We start from the raw sequence: 14,895 nt of genomic DNA on the forward strand, positions 1-14,895 counted from the left end.
GATGAAAAATGGGAAAAAATAGTTTAATTGGTGGATCCATTTGGGATGAGTATTCACAAAAAGTTCAAGATAGAATGAATAATCCTCAACATATGGGAGAATTTAGCGAAGAAGATGCTAAAGCACGCAATGCAAAATTGATCGTAGCTGATTTTGGCGCAGAAAGTTGCGGCGATGCAGTAAGACTTTTTTGGCTTGTAGATGAAAAAACTGATAAAATTATCGATGCAAAATTTAAAAGTTTTGGTTGTGGTACAGCTATAGCAAGTAGTGATACTATGGTAGATCTTTGCATAGGAAAAACTGTAGATGAAGCAGTAAAAATCACAAATTTAGATGTGGAATTTGCTATGCGTGATAATCCAGAAACTCCAGCTGTTCCACCTCAAAAAATGCACTGTTCGGTTATGGCTTATGATGTAATCAAACAAGCAGCAGCTCATTATAAAGGTATAAGTCCTGAAGATTTTGAAGATCAAATTATAGTTTGTGAGTGCGCTAGAGTAAGTCTTGGAACCATTAAAGAAGTGATTAAACTTAATGATTTGCATAGTGTAGAAGAAATCACACAATATACTAAAGCAGGTGCTTTTTGCAAGTCCTGTATCAAACCAGGCGGACATGAAAAAAGAGATTATTACCTTGTAGATATTTTAGCTGAAACCAGAGCCGAGATGGATAGAGAAAAACTCAAAAATACAATGAAAAGTGATGTGGCTTTTGATGAAATGACCGTAGTAGGACAATTAAAAGCAGTTGAAAGTGTTTTAGATGCTGAAATTCGCCCTATGCTTCATAATGATGGTGGAGATTTGGAAGTGATTGATATACAAAAGGCTGAAGGTGCAGCAATTGACGTTTATATTCGTTATCTTGGTGCTTGTAGTGGTTGTTCTAGTGGAAGTGGTGCGACACTTTATGCTATTGAAACGATTTTACAAGAAGAATTAAGTCCAAATATACGCGTTATGCCGGTTTAAAAAATAGCAAGATAAAATCTTGCTATTTTATAGCTTTTGCTTGCAAATCAAGAGGTGGTAAATTTTCTATATAAATACTGCGACTTGGGAAAGCAAAAGTTAAACCATTTTTTTCGATTATACGCATAAACTCAAGCATTAAGCTTTGTCTAGCTTCCCTAAAATCTTTTGCGCCTATTTTTTTGGTATAAAAATAAAGCTCTATATTAATACTACTATCTGCAAATTCGCTTAAAGCCACATAACAAGCATTTTTATAGCCTTCTAAATCGTTAATAGATACAAGATTTTGACGATATTTTGTCGTATGATCACCATATTTTAATGCACTATCCTCATCGTGAGCTACCAAATCACTTGTATCCAAAAATTCTTTCAAATCTTTTACACATTGATCTAATTTTTCAGGAGTAGCATCATAACCAACACCCAAATACATTCTAACATGGCGACCCATGCGTCTTTTACTCCAATTTTTGATATTAGCCCCCATAATAGTTGAATTTGGTAAAAATACGAGACAATTATCAAAAGTTCTAATAGTAGTTTTTCTAAGTCCTATTTCAACTACTGTTCCTTCTATACCTGAAACCTCTACCCAATCTCCTTGATTAAAACTATTATCAAAAAGTAAGAGTATAGAAGCAAAGAAATTTGCAATTATATCTTTCGCTGCTAAAGCAACAGCTAAACCACCAATTCCCAAAGATGCAATAATAGCTGAAATATTAAAACCAAGCTGAGCAAGGATATATAATAAAGCTATGATAATAATAACAAAATATAAAATTTTAATAATTAAATTTACAACTTCTTTTTTTCCACTTTTTTGAGCAAGCTTAGAAACTAGCACCATTCCATAACCATCAAGCATTTTTAAAATAAGCCATGCAATCAAAACCGCATAAATTATGTGGAAAAAATTACTCAAATTAATGCTTAAAGGCGCAGGATAAGTTGCTATAGTAAGACAAATCGAAATAGCATAAACAATCAGAAAAAAACTCACTGGTTTTTTAATATTCTCAATAAAAATAACTTTAATATCATCTACATCATTTTTATTTCTATAAAAAAGCCGAACAAGGAAAAAATATACTATATTTGCAAAAAAACGTCTTAAAGATATAAAAAATACTAAAACCAAAGCAGAAATTACTATTTTTCCGATATTAACAAAACTTACCCCAATTGCCTCATTTATACGATCTATCCAAACTTGAAGCTCAAGTAGTGAAAAAATATAATTACTTTCAAGCAAATCTGCATTTGATCGTAAATACTTAAGAATTTCAGAATAAGAATCTAGAGCGTTAGCAATATATCTTTCTTTTAGGGTAATTTTTTCCAATTCTTCTGGATTTGTAATTTTGCTTTTAAAACTATCTAAATTTACACTAGAAGAATTTTGTAAATTTTCCATTGCCTTATCAACAGTAGCAATTAAATCTTCACTACTTGCTGTATTTTTAAAAAGTTTTTCCACTTCAAACAAAGAAGAATAAAAACTTTCCACAATGTTAAAATAAACTAGATTAAGAGTGACATCTGTATAAATGTAAGGCTTATTAATATTCTTTTTTTGAACATCTAGTAATTTTTCTTTTGCTTTTAAAAATCTAGCCACTGCCTCTTCATTAATCTTTTGTCCTACTATCATATCGGGTATTTTTGCTAAAATAGTCTTTTTGTCTTTTTCAAATTCACTTAAAATACCATTAAAAGTGCTTGAATTTTCATCATTGTTTTTCTTAAATTCTTTAATTTGATTGTTAAGATCAACATATTTTTCAACTAAAGCATAAATTCCTTCATCTTCTTTACTAATATTCGCATCAATAAATTTAAATTCTTGTGCTCCAAGGTATAAAATAAAAAAACATAAACTAAAAATAATTTTCTTCATTGAACTTTCCTATCTTGTATTAAAGTAAAAATTTTTGCTTTAAAATCATACTCATAAATTTCACCTGTCTCTATAATATAATACCAAGCATGTACTTCTATTTTTCCTTCATCTAAAGCTTCTTGCACGCCTGGATAAGTAAGTATATTTTGCAAAGAATTTACTAAATTTAATTTTTCTGTAAGCCATGAACGCATAGCCAAATCGTCTCTTGCAAAAATCATCACATCTTTTTTTATCGGATCTAACATAGTAAGCCATTTTTTCACGTTAGGAATTTTATTTAACTCTTCATCAGAATAATAAAGAGCATTGCAACCTCCACAATTACTATGGCCACAAACGACGATATTTTTAATATGCAATGAATTTAAAGCATACTCTATTGCTGAAGTTGTCGCCAAGTAATCTTCTCCAACGCGATAAGGTGGAACTATATTTGCAATATTTCGTATTACAAAAAGCTCACCTGGACCCGTATTAGTGATCAAATTTGGAATTACTCTAGAATCAGAACAACCTATAAAAAGAGTATGGGGATTTTGCTTATTTTTTAGACTTTCAAAAAGTTCTTCATGCTCCTTAAAGTCTTCTTGCATAAACTTAATCGCACCGCTAATAAGATTTTCCATAAAACCAACCTAAAACTAAAATCTTGAAATTATAGCAAAATTTCAGCAAAGATTTCATTTAAGCATTAAGATATTATATAAATTAACTTTTTATTTAGTCTAATATGTTAGATTTCGCTCAAGATTTTAAAAAATCTAACAATTTTGCAAGGAGAATTTTATGAGTCTTTATGATAGAGACTACTCAAGATCAAAAGAATTTGAAAATACACGCTCAAGCGAATTAAGTATTTTTATTAAACAAACTTATCAACTTTTTGCTGCTTCATTATTAGCTGCAACAGTAGGTGCATATGTAGGAATTTTTGCTTTAGCATCATTTTTTATACAATCACAAGTAACTTTTTGGATCCTTTTTGCTGTTGAAATCGGACTTTTATTTGCTTTGCAATGGAAAAAAAGAGAGGCTCCATTAAATCTTGTTTTACTTTTTGGTTTTACTTTCTGCTCAGGTTTAACACTTACACCTTTACTTATTTCAGTTTTAGCTCTACCAGCTGGAGGAATTATCATCGCTCAAGCTTTTGCTTTAACAACGGTTGCTTTTGCAGGACTTAGTGTATTTGCTATGAATACAAAAAAAGATTTTACTGTTATGGGCAAAGCTTTATTTATAGTATTAATCGTTATTGTAGCAGCATCTTTACTAAACCTTTTCTTCCAAAGCAGTATAGTTAATCTAGCTATTTCAGCAGTAGCTGCAATATTATTTTCATTTTACATTCTTTATGATACGCAAAATATTATCCGCGGAAATTATGAAACTCCAATCGAAGGTGCAGTAGCACTTTATCTTGATTTTGTTAATCTTTTCGTATCTTTACTTAATATCTTAAGAAGCTTCAATAGCAGATAAGTTTTTGTGGGATTTTTCTCACAAAAACTTATCAAGTTTCAAAACTTTTCAAGTTTTATTTAGCTAAAATAATCATTTAAAAATTAACTTTTAGGAATTTTCAATGATCACTCTTTTAATCATTTTACAATTTATCATCGTTGTAGTTATTTGTATAGCAGTTTTACTTCAAAAAAGTTCAAGTATAGGACTTGGAGCTTATAGTGGAAGCAATGAAAGTTTATTTGGCGCCAAAGGACCGGCTGGATTTTTAGCAAAATTTACCTTTATTATGGGAATTTTACTTATTGCAAATACTATTGGTCTTGGTTATTTATACAATAAAGCTAGCAAGGACTCTCTAGCAGAAAAAATTAAAGTAGAAAACAACACTACTATTCCAAGTGCTCCTATTGCACCTGCTACCCCAAACACAAATTCTATCGCTCCAAGTGCACCACAACTTCCAAGCGATGTTAATTCAAGTAAATAATTAAAGGAAATGATAATGCTAAGTGAAATTTTTAACAAACAAAAAACCCAAAGTGAAAAATCTTTAGAAGCCTTAAAAAAAGACTTCACCACTTTAAGAACTGGAAAAGTTAATACCCATATTTTAGATCATATTACAGTGGATTATTATGGAACTCAAACTCCTTTAAATCAAGTAGCAACTGTTTTAGCAAGCGATGCTTCAACTATTAGCATCACTCCTTGGGAAAAACCTTTACTAAAAACCATAGAAAGCGCTATTGCAGCTGCAAATATCGGTGTCAATCCAAACAATGATGGCGAAAGTGTAAAATTATTTTTCCCTCCGATGACTAGAGAGCAAAGAGAAGAAAATGTAAAACAAGCTAAAGCTATGGGTGAAAAGGCAAAAGTTTCTATAAGAAATATACGCAAAGATGCCAACGATGCAGTTAAAAAACTAGAAAAAGATAAGGCAATAAGCGAAGATGAAGCAAAAAAAGCTTATGATGAAGTGCAAAAACTTACCAACGCCTACACAATAAAAATTGATGAGAGTGTAAAAAGCAAAGAAAGTGAACTTTTAAAGGTTTAACGATGAATTTAGAGCAAATTTATAAAGATTGTGGTGCTTATTTAGAAGGGCATTTTTTACTAAGTTCAGGTAAACATTCGCAGTTTTATCTTCAAAGTGCAAAAGTTTTAGAGGATCCAAAATTAGCAGCAAAACTTTGTGATGAACTTGCAAAGATTATTGCAAGCTATAAGATAGAATTTGATAGCATTTGCTCTCCTGCTTTAGGTGGAATTTTAGCAGGTTATGAGCTTGCAAGAGCTTGTAGTAAACGTTTTATCTTTACTGAAAGAGTAAATAAAGAAATGACTTTAAGACGTGGTTTTGAAGTAAAAAAGGGTGAAAAATTTATAATTTGTGAAGATATCATTACTACAGGTGGTAGTGCTTTAGAGAGTGCAAAAATCATTGAAAGTTTAGGTGGCATTGTTGTAGGTTTTGCAGCATTGGCAAATCGCGGTTTTTGTGCGGTAGAAAATCTAAAATCTCCAAGAAAAGATAATGCGAAATTACCTGAAAATTTACCACTCTTTACTCTAGGAAATTTTGAATTTGAAATTTATGATGAAACAAATTGTCCGCTTTGTAAAAAAGGGAGCAAAGCCATAAAACCAGGAAGTCGTGGAAATTAAATGAAAACTAAAGCAAAAATTAGCTCTAGATGGTTAAGATTTAGAGCTTTGCTTATAGATATTTTTCTTATTTATGTTCCTATTTTATATTTATTTTATTTTATATTAGGCTCTAAAGAAGCTTTTTTAAACAACCATTTTATCACAACTTTATGTACTTTTTTATTTGGTTTGATTCAAGCTATTTTTTTAACAAAAAAGGCACAAAGCCCAGGTCTTAAAGCATATGATTTATATCTTATTGATATAAAAACGGGAAAGAAACTAAGTTTTCTTAGAATTTTACTAAGATATGTGATATTTATTATAAGTTTTGGCTTACTCTTTGGTTTATTTGTCAGTTTTGTAAGAAAAGATCGTTTAAATTTACATGATATTTTAACTCAAAGTTGTATAGCCACCAAAGCATAAAGAAAGGTTAAAAAATGCAAAGAAAAAGAATTTACAATCCAAGCTCAAACGAAACCCTAGGAGATCGTAAAGTTTTTGATGGTAACCCACATGGAATTTTAAATTTCACTAAGGCAAAATATACTTGGGCTTTAAAACTTTGGGATTTAATGGAGGCAAATACTTGGTTTCCAAAAGAAGTGGATACAACTAAAGATGCACTTGATTATCGCTGTAATTTAACCGCAGGTGAAAAAAGAATGTATGATTTAGTTTGGAGTCAGCTTATTTCTATGGATAGTTTTCAAACCAATAATTTAGCAGATAATATTAACCCTTACATCACAGCTCCTGAAATCAATGCGGTTTTAGCACGCCAAGCTTATGAAGAGGCAAACCATTCAAAATCTTACGCTGTTATGGTAGAAGCGATTTGCGATAATACAGATTTGATTTATGAAATGGAAAAGCATGATGAAACTTTGCGTGAAAAAAATGACTTTATTTCAAGCATTTATGAAGAATTAGCAGGCGATGTAGATGATAATAAACTTCTTTTGGCTATGGTGGCAAATCAAATTTTAGAAGGAGTATATTTTTATAGTGGTTTTACTGCTATTTACGCACTTGCACGTGCAGGAAAAATGCTAGGTTCAGCACAAATGATCCGCTTTATCCAAAGAGATGAAATCACACATCTTTTATTATTTCAAAATATGATCAATTCAGTACGCAAAGAAAGACCTGATTTGTTCCATGATGAAAATATCAATAAAATTTATGATATGTTTAAAAAAGCTGGAGATCTTGAGATCAAATGGGGTAAATACATCACTCAAAATCAAATCATGGGCTTTACTGATGATATCATAGAAGAATATATCCATTATCTTGTAGATCAAAGATTAAGCGCAATCAATTTAGACAAGCTATACAATGCAAAACATCCTATTAAATGGGTAGATGATTTTTCAAAATTTAACGATCAAAAGAGCAATTTCTTTGAAAGTAAAGTAACGAATTATTCTAAGGGTAGTATAAGCTTTGATGACTTCTAAAACTTCTTTAGCCTTGCTTTGTGATTTTTATGAATTTACAATGTCTCAAGGCTATTTTAAAAACAATAAAAAAGATCAAATTTGTTATTTTGATATATTTTTTAGAAAAATTCCAGATTCAGGATCTTTTGCTATTTTTGCAGGTCTTGAAGATATTTTAGACTTTGTTGAAAATTTGAGTTTTGATGCAGAAGATATAGAATTTTTAAGAAAACAAGGTATTTTTGATACAGAATTTTTAGATTTTTTAGCTAACTTTAAATTTAAAGGTGAAATTTATGCTATGCGTGAAGGAGAAGTGATTTTTCCAAACGAACCTTTGCTATGTATCAAAGCTACAACCATAGAAGCACAGCTTTTAGAAACTTTTTTACTTTTAAGTTTAAACCACCAAAGCCTTATTGCTACCAAAACCAATCGTATCGTGCGTGCAGCTAAAAACAGTAAAATTTTAGAATTTGGCTCACGCAGAGCACAAGGAAGTGAAGCGGCCTTAAAAGGGGCAAGAGCAGCTTTTATAGGAGGTTGCATAGGAAGTGCTTGTACTTTAGCAGGAAAAATTTATAATATCCCTATCAATGGAACTATGGCACATTCTTGGGTGCAAATGTTTGAAAATGAACTTGAAGCTTTTAAAGCTTATGTGAAAATTTATCCAAAAAATCCTGTTTTTTTGATTGATACTTATGATTGTCTAAATAGCGGACTTAAAAATGCAATTAAAGTTTTTAAAGAATTTGGTATCCAAGAAGGCGGTGTGAGAATAGATTCTGGAAATTTACTTGAGTTGAGTTTGAAAATCAGACAAGAACTTGATCAAGCAGGACTTCAAAAATGTAAAATCATAGTTTCTAACGCCCTTGATGAATGGAGCATTAAAAAACTCAAAGAACAAAACGCACCTATTGATATCTTTGGTGTAGGCGAAAGATTGATCACTGCTTCAAGCGATCCTATTTTTAGTTGTGTTTATAAACTCGCAGCCTTAGAAGATCAAGGTATAAAACCTAAAATAAAAATCAGTGAAAATAACGAAAAATCAACCCTACCTCATTTTAAAAAACTTTTTAGAGTTTATGATAAAAACACGCAAAAAATCCTTTTTGATGAGCTTTATGTTTTTGACGAAAACCCAAATCAAGATGAAAATTTAGAACGCAAAGAACTTTTAGAATTAGTCTACAAAGAAAAAAGACTTCTTAAAAAGTCATCTTTAAATACTATTCAAGATTATACAAAAGAGCAAATCTCAAAACTCGATGAGAGTTTTTTAGATCTTGATCGTTTTGTGAAATTTGAAGTAAAACTCTCGCCTAAACTTCAAAATATCACTGAAGATCTTTTAAAAACTCGTTTTTAAAATCCACATAATTTAAAGCGGATTGTTTTAGAAAGCTTATTTCTTCATCGTTTAATTCACGCACAAATTTTGCAGGATTTCCAAGTATCAAAGAGCGTGGCGGAAATTTTTTACCCTTTGTTACAACGCTTCCAGCACCCACTATGCTATCTTCTTCTATCAAAGCATTATCCATGACAACAGCATTCATTCCGATTAAAACACGATTTTTTATCACACAAGCATGGATAACGCAATTATGTCCTATGGTTACATCATCTCCTATTATTGTAGGAAAACCAGCATCTTTTAACTTTCCTTTTTCATCAAATTCCCTATGCCAAACATGCACCGTGCTAAGATCTTGAATATTGGTTCTTTTGCCAATTTTTATAAAATTAACATCAGCTCTTAAAACACAATTAAACCAAATGCTACTTTCATCTCCTATTTCTATTTCTCCTATGATTTTAGCTCCCTCTGCAACAAAAACATTTTGACCTAGTTTGGGACTATGATTTTTAAATTTTATAAGCATTTTTTTCCTTTTTATTTAAGTATAGCTAAGTTTAACTCTATTTCAACTTTTTTAGTTACAATTTTTATTTAAATTTATAGGAGAAGTAATGAACGCATTTGAACAAAAAAGATGTCAAAATATGGCTGAAGAAATTGCACAAAAAGTTTTTATCAATGAAGAGCTTTTTAATGCTTTTTGTCAAATTCCGCGTGAAATTTTTTCTCCTTTAAAAGCCCATGCTTATCGCCTTGATGCTTTGCCTTTGGCAAATTCTCAATGGATTAGTTCACCTTTAACTGTAGCTAAAATGACTATGGCTTTAGATTTTAAAAATGCTGATAGTATTTTAGAGATAGGTTGTGGAAGCGGCTATCAAGCTGCGATTTTAAGCAAAGTCATAAGGCGTGTTTTTACCATAGAACGCATAGAAAATTTAGCCAAAAAAGCCGCTCAAACTTTCAGAGAATTAGAACTTTTTAATATCAATGTAAAATTTGATGATGGACAAAATGGCTGGAAAAATTATGCTCCTTATGATAGAATTTTATTTTCTGCTTATGCGACACAAATTCCTGAAATTTTACTCGATCAATTAAGCGATGGCGGGATTTTAGTCGCTCCTATTTTACACAATGGCAAACAATTCATCACACGACTTAGAAAAAATGGCACAAATTTACAAAAAGAAATTTTAGAAGAATGTTTATTTGTGCCTATAGTAGATGGAAAAGAATAAACTTTTTTTACAAAATTTATTAAAAACTCTTTAGAGCCTTTCTTAACTTTTCACTCATTTCATCAATATGTTCTTTTTGCAAAATCAAAGGAGGTAAAAATCTCAAATCATTCTCCCCGCAACTTATCAGCAAAAGTGCATTTTCTTGGCATTTTTGAATGACCTTGGACACTTTTACACTTTTATCAAGACTAAGCCCTTGCATAAACCCTAAGCCTTTGCGTTTTTTACAAAAATCAAATTCTTTGATCAACTCATCTAAACTTTGCTCTAAATAAGGCGTGAGTTTATTGACATTTTCTAAAATTTTTTCTTCTTTAAAAATTTCAAAAACCGCATCCACTCCTGCACAAACCAAAGGATTTCCCCCATAAGTGCTACCATGATCGCCTGCTTCTAAAGAATTGCTTGCTACTTTTTGATTTATTACAAAAGCACCCACACTAAGCCCACAACCTAAGGCCTTAGCTGAAGTCATGATATCAGGCAAAATTTGTGCGTGCTCATAGGCAAAAAATTTTCCACTTCTACCCATACCACATTGAATTTCATCAGCGATTAATAATATATCTTTTTCATCGCAAAGCTTTCTTAAGGCTTTGTAAAAATCTTTATTTGCAGGATTTATCCCACCTTCTCCTTGTACGCTTTCTAAGATAATGGCACAAGTTTTTTCATTTACCAGTTTTTCAACGCTTGAAATATCATTATATTTTGCAAATTTAACCCCTGAAATTAAAGGTTTAAAAGGCTTTTGATATTTTTCATTAGCAGTAAGCGATAAAGCCCCTAAAGTACGCCCATGAAAAGAATGCTTAAAAGCGATAAATTGTCCACCCTTAATACCTTTGTTAAAGGCGTATTTTCTAGCTGTTTTCATCGCTCCTTCTATACTTTCTGTACCAGAATTTGTAAAAAAAACACGCTCTAAAGCACTAGCTTTGGCTAAATTTTTAGCTGCAGCGGCTATGTTTTCATTATAATATAAATTGCTAGTATGTAAAAGTTTATCCACTTGAGCTTTGATTTTAGCATTAAATTTAGCATGATTATATCCTAAAGCACAAACACCTATGCCACTTGAAAAATCAAGATATTTTTTAGCCTTATCATCAAAAAGATAAACCCCTTGCCCTTTTTCTAAAACTATATCAAAACGCTTATAAGTAGGGATAATATGACTTTGTTCTTTATAATCCATTTTCATCCTTTAACCCACCAAAGTGCCTATACCTTCATCGGTAAAAAACTCAAGCAACAAAGAATGCTTCACGCGTCCATCTAAAATATGTACTTTTTTGACTCCATTTTCACAAGCATCAATGCAAGATTTTAATTTTACATGCATACCACCTTCTATTTTAGGAGCTAAAATTTTAGCCTGTTCAAGACTGATTTTAGAAATTAAAGAATTTTTATCATTAAAATCCTCATAAAGCCCTGCAGTATCCGTTAAAAAAGCAAGTTTTTCAGCCCTTAAAGCCTTAGCAATCGCACAAGCTGCGTCATCAGCGTTGATATTATAAGTATTAAAATCCTCATCCATACCAATAGGAGCAATGATAGGTAAAAAATCTTTTTCCAAAAGCTCTTCTAAAATTTTCGAATTTACCTTTTGTATCGTGCCAACAAAAGCTAAATTTACATCTTTTTTCACACATTCTAAAAGTGCACCATCTTTACCACAAAGCCCTATGGCTTTAACTCCTAAATTTTGTAAACTATGGACTAAATTTTTATTGATATGATTTAAAACCATACTGGCTACTTCAGTAGTGGCTTTATCACTAACCCTAAGACCGTTTTTAAACTCACTCTTTACGCCTAATTTTTCACACATAGCAGAAATATCTTTTCCTCCACCATGTACGATGATAGGCTTTAAACCCACGAGTTTTAAAAGAGCTATATCTTGCATCACGCAATGCTTTAGCTCTTCATATTCCATAGCTGATCCACCGTATTTTATAAGTATAATCTTGGAATTAAATTTGCGTATATAAGGCAAAGCTTCGATTAAGACATTAGCTTTTTCTAAATATTTTTGCATGATCATTCCTTAAGCATTAAAGCTAGTTTGATTATACTCGTTTAAAGAAAGATCGTAATAATTCGCATCTTCTCTTAAAGTAAAACCATAATGTTTCCAAAACTCATTGCCCAAATCATTGTTTTTAAAAGCGATTAAGGCGATTTTATTGATCTTTTGAGCTTTTAAAGCCTCAAGACAAAAATTCGTCATCTCGTGTGCTATACCCTTTTTTCTATGATCTTTATGTACACATACATGATAAAATCCCCCTGTACGTCCATCATGCCCGCAAAGTATACTTCCTACAATTTCTTCATCAATCACTGCTACAACGCTAAGATTTGGGTTTCTATCTAAAAAATTTTCTATATTTTCTTTGCTATCATCAATGCTTCTTATCCCAAAGCCTTTTATCTCGCACCAAAGCTTATAAACGACTTCATAATCGCTTTTTTGCATAGCTCGTATTATCATTTTTATCCTTTACAAATTTGCAAAGAATTTAAGTCCTTCATCTTCATCAAAATCAAACATTAAATTCATATTTTGAACAGCTTGTCCTGCTGCACCTTTGATTAAATTATCAATAGCACCAAGCACAATAACACGCCTTGTGCGTTGATCTATACTAACATTGATATCCGCAAAATTGCTTGATTTAACCCACCGAGTCTGCGGAAACGACTGCGGCGGTAAAAGCCTTATAAATTTATTGTTTTGATAGTATTTTGTATAAATATCGCGTATATCTTGTTCTTGCAAATTCTCTTTTAAATTTGCATAAGCACTGATTAAAATTCCTCTTTGCATAGGTACAAGATGAGGGGTAAATTGTAAAGTGATTTTCTCTTTGGCTGCATAGCTTAAATGTTCTTCAATTTCAGGAGTATGACGGTGTGAAGCCAAACCATAAGCTTTGATATTTTCATTAACTTCACAAAAAAGATTTTCCACCTTTGCACTTCTTCCTGCTCCACTTACTCCACTTTTTGCATCAATGATAACTGAGCTAAAATCAATGATCTTTTCTTTAAAAAGCGGATAAAGACTTAAGATAGAACAAGTGGTATAACAACCTGGATTTGCCACTAAACTTGCTTTTTTTATCTCTTCTTTATAAAGCTCGCAAAGTCCATAAACTGCATTTTGCAAAAGCTCTTGATTAGGATGAGTGAATTTATACCAAAGCTCATAATCTTTAGGATTTTTAAGACGAAAATCTGCACTTAAATCAATGATTTTCATCTTTTTTAACAAATTCTCATTTAAAAGCTTAGCGCTAAATTCATGCGGAGTAGCCAAAAACAAAAGATCAAGTTCAAGTTCATCTAAATTTTTATTTTCAAAACATAAATTTAAAGGGGTATTAGGATAAAGATCTTGATAATTTTGTCCCACGCTAGAACTCGAACCTAAATAAGAAATTTCAACTTTGGGATGATTAAGCAAAATGCGTACAAGCTCATTACCTGCATAACCACTCGCTCCTAAAATCCCAACTTTTATTTTCATCTTTATCCTTTAAATGTAAAAGGAAGTATTATAAACAAAAAAAGTTAAAAATTTTAACTATTATTCTCTTCAACCTTATCTTTATTGCTCGAAAATCAAAACATCTGAAAAAATAAAATTAATTTAATCATGCAAAATAAAAAATAATTTTAGCAACAAGAATTTAATTTTTAACTAAAATATAAAGTTGTTCATGAAGATGGATATTACGATTTTTAAGATTGCGAGAAGCTCTAAAAGTATTATATTTTTGTTCTAAAATCCGACATTTTCCAAGAGTACTTAAACGCTTTAAAAAAATTTCTTTTTTTACAAAACCTTCACAATTATAAGAAAGTAAAATCACTCTTGCTTTTAAATCATTAATGAGTTCAAATAAAGCGTCTTGGGCAAATTTTGACTTATTAAAAGTACTACGATTCCAATCTTTTGGAATGCCACTGATTTTAGAAATTTCTTCAGGTTTTTTATAATTTGCGATTAAATTTAACATAAAATAATTAGAACTATAAGGATGTTGATTATAAGGAGGATCAAGATAAACCACATCAAAAAAATCAAGTTCTTTTGCAAGCATGCTTGCATCCTTTTGCATCACTTCAAATTCACAAGAAAAATTTGAAAAAATAGGCATTTTAAGCTCTATTTCTCCTTTAATGCGTTTAAGTGCATTTTGTCCTTCGCCACCAAATTTTCCGATACCATCCTTACCCTTATAAAAACCTTTAAAAACTCCACTAGTATTTGAATGCACACTAGCTTCATAAATTAAAGGGGCTATAAAGAAATGTCTCAATTCTTTTGGAATTTCATTTTCAATTCTTTGTCTCATAGTATCAAGATATAAAGCATTTTTAAAAGTATAAAAAACCCTTTCATTTTTTTTAATATCATCATCATCTTTTGGAGCATAAAGCTCACTGATAAAACCTTTTTGAAAACCTAAATTTTGGATTAATTTTTTATAATACTTTTTTATATTTTGAAGCAAATCTTTGTCTTTATTAGCAAGATAACACTCATTGATGAGTTTTGAATAATCTTCTAAATCATTAGCTAAAATATAATTTGAGTGTGCTTTTGCAAAACGACTTACAACACCTGAGCCACTAAATATATCACAAAAACTAAATTTATCTTTACCAAGTTCTTTTTTAGCTACCTTAAAGCCCTTATTTAAAAAACTTAAAAGCGCTCTTTTATTTCCAAGATAAGTTATAATTTGCTCTTTTAAAAAAGAAGGATTTTCTTTCAAAATTTAAAACCTTTAAAAGCCTT

Annotated in this window: 17 protein-coding genes; 9 read left to right on the plus strand and 8 right to left on the minus strand. The window is 30.9% G+C overall.

Features of this window, described 5'->3' with window-relative positions; translation table 11 throughout:
• Positions 1-8 precede the first annotated feature (8 nt).
• Entirely contained in the window at positions 9-980 is a 972-nt protein-coding gene (locus AJ881_RS05280) for an iron-sulfur cluster assembly scaffold protein NifU (protein ID WP_002861028.1), read from the plus strand.
• Positions 981-1,002: 22 nt separating this feature from the next.
• On the opposite strand, the gene AJ881_RS05285 is transcribed toward AJ881_RS05280, so the two are convergent.
• Positions 1,003-2,886 carry a mechanosensitive ion channel family protein gene (locus AJ881_RS05285; RefSeq protein WP_070282890.1) on the minus strand — a complete coding sequence of 628 codons (1,884 nt, stop codon included), beginning with the start codon at positions 2,884-2,886 and terminating at the stop codon, positions 1,003-1,005.
• Positions 2,883-3,518: a carbonic anhydrase gene (locus tag AJ881_RS05290; protein ID WP_002851887.1), complete on the minus strand. Its 636-nt coding sequence runs from the start codon at positions 3,516-3,518 to the stop codon at positions 2,883-2,885. Before AJ881_RS05290 ends, AJ881_RS05285 begins: the two co-directional genes overlap by 4 nt.
• A gap of 160 nt (positions 3,519-3,678) precedes the next feature.
• Between AJ881_RS05290 and AJ881_RS05295 the strand changes: the two genes are divergently transcribed.
• The 7 genes from AJ881_RS05295 to AJ881_RS05325 all read left to right on the plus strand — a co-directional run bounded on the left by AJ881_RS05295 (position 3,679) and on the right by AJ881_RS05325 (position 8,838).
• The gene (locus tag AJ881_RS05295) at positions 3,679-4,374 is read left to right on the plus strand and encodes a Bax inhibitor-1/YccA family protein (RefSeq protein ID WP_002851668.1); all 696 of its coding nucleotides are present in this window, start codon (positions 3,679-3,681) and stop codon (positions 4,372-4,374) included.
• 103 nt (positions 4,375-4,477) lie between these two features.
• Complete coding sequence (gene secG / locus AJ881_RS05300; protein ID WP_002870657.1) at positions 4,478-4,846, plus strand: preprotein translocase subunit SecG; 369 nt, start codon at positions 4,478-4,480, stop codon at positions 4,844-4,846.
• A 9-nt stretch (positions 4,847-4,855) separates the two neighbouring features.
• Positions 4,856-5,419, plus strand: coding sequence for a ribosome recycling factor (frr, locus tag AJ881_RS05305; protein ID WP_079264242.1), 564 nt, complete (start codon positions 4,856-4,858; stop codon positions 5,417-5,419).
• A 2-nt stretch (positions 5,420-5,421) separates the two neighbouring features.
• On the plus strand, positions 5,422-6,030 hold the full coding sequence (gene pyrE, locus AJ881_RS05310) for an orotate phosphoribosyltransferase (protein ID WP_002854423.1): 609 nt from the start codon (positions 5,422-5,424) through the stop codon (positions 6,028-6,030).
• The gene (locus tag AJ881_RS05315) at positions 6,031-6,441 is read left to right on the plus strand and encodes an RDD family protein (protein WP_002870659.1); all 411 of its coding nucleotides are present in this window, start codon (positions 6,031-6,033) and stop codon (positions 6,439-6,441) included. It begins immediately after the preceding gene.
• Positions 6,442-6,455: 14 nt separating this feature from the next.
• On the plus strand, positions 6,456-7,478 hold the full coding sequence (locus AJ881_RS05320; RefSeq protein ID WP_002851758.1) for a ribonucleotide-diphosphate reductase subunit beta: 1,023 nt from the start codon (positions 6,456-6,458) through the stop codon (positions 7,476-7,478).
• Positions 7,465-8,838 carry a nicotinate phosphoribosyltransferase gene (locus AJ881_RS05325; RefSeq protein WP_072223578.1) on the plus strand — a complete coding sequence of 458 codons (1,374 nt, stop codon included), beginning with the start codon at positions 7,465-7,467 and terminating at the stop codon, positions 8,836-8,838. The genes AJ881_RS05320 and AJ881_RS05325 overlap by 14 nt, the downstream gene beginning before the upstream one ends.
• Here the strand turns inward: AJ881_RS05325 and AJ881_RS05330 are convergent.
• Positions 8,807-9,355, minus strand: a complete 549-nt coding sequence (locus tag AJ881_RS05330) for a gamma carbonic anhydrase family protein (RefSeq protein WP_002861022.1) — start codon at positions 9,353-9,355, stop codon at positions 8,807-8,809. The two genes, AJ881_RS05325 and AJ881_RS05330, sit on opposite strands and share 32 nt — an antisense overlap.
• 88 nt (positions 9,356-9,443) lie before the next feature.
• Here AJ881_RS05330 and AJ881_RS05335 point away from each other — a divergent pair, with 88 nt between their 5' ends.
• Positions 9,444-10,073 (plus strand): protein-L-isoaspartate(D-aspartate) O-methyltransferase, encoded by a 630-nt coding sequence (locus tag AJ881_RS05335; protein WP_002861021.1) that lies wholly within the window; start codon positions 9,444-9,446, stop codon positions 10,071-10,073.
• A 19-nt stretch (positions 10,074-10,092) separates the two neighbouring features.
• On the opposite strand, the gene AJ881_RS05340 is transcribed toward AJ881_RS05335, so the two are convergent.
• The 5 genes from AJ881_RS05340 to AJ881_RS05360 all read right to left on the minus strand — a co-directional run bounded on the left by AJ881_RS05340 (position 10,093) and on the right by AJ881_RS05360 (position 14,872).
• Entirely contained in the window at positions 10,093-11,280 is a 1,188-nt protein-coding gene (locus AJ881_RS05340) for an aspartate aminotransferase family protein (protein ID WP_079860558.1), read from the minus strand.
• 3 nt (positions 11,281-11,283) lie between these two features.
• Complete coding sequence (gene argB / locus AJ881_RS05345) at positions 11,284-12,129, minus strand: acetylglutamate kinase (protein WP_079860559.1); 846 nt, start codon at positions 12,127-12,129, stop codon at positions 11,284-11,286.
• A gap of 3 nt (positions 12,130-12,132) precedes the next feature.
• Entirely contained in the window at positions 12,133-12,579 is a 447-nt protein-coding gene (locus AJ881_RS05350) for a GNAT family N-acetyltransferase (protein ID WP_070282892.1), read from the minus strand.
• A gap of 9 nt (positions 12,580-12,588) precedes the next feature.
• Entirely contained in the window at positions 12,589-13,617 is a 1,029-nt protein-coding gene (gene argC, locus AJ881_RS05355) for an N-acetyl-gamma-glutamyl-phosphate reductase (protein WP_052949953.1), read from the minus strand.
• 163 nt (positions 13,618-13,780) lie between these two features.
• A complete protein-coding gene (locus AJ881_RS05360; protein ID WP_044778732.1) occupies positions 13,781-14,872 on the minus strand; it encodes a DNA adenine methylase in 1,092 nt (363 codons plus the stop codon).
• Between the last annotated feature and the right edge of the window lie 23 nt (positions 14,873-14,895).

Source organism: Campylobacter sp. BCW_6460 (genome assembly GCF_001762705.1).
GTDB classification, from domain to species: domain Bacteria; phylum Campylobacterota; class Campylobacteria; order Campylobacterales; family Campylobacteraceae; genus Campylobacter_D; species Campylobacter_D jejuni.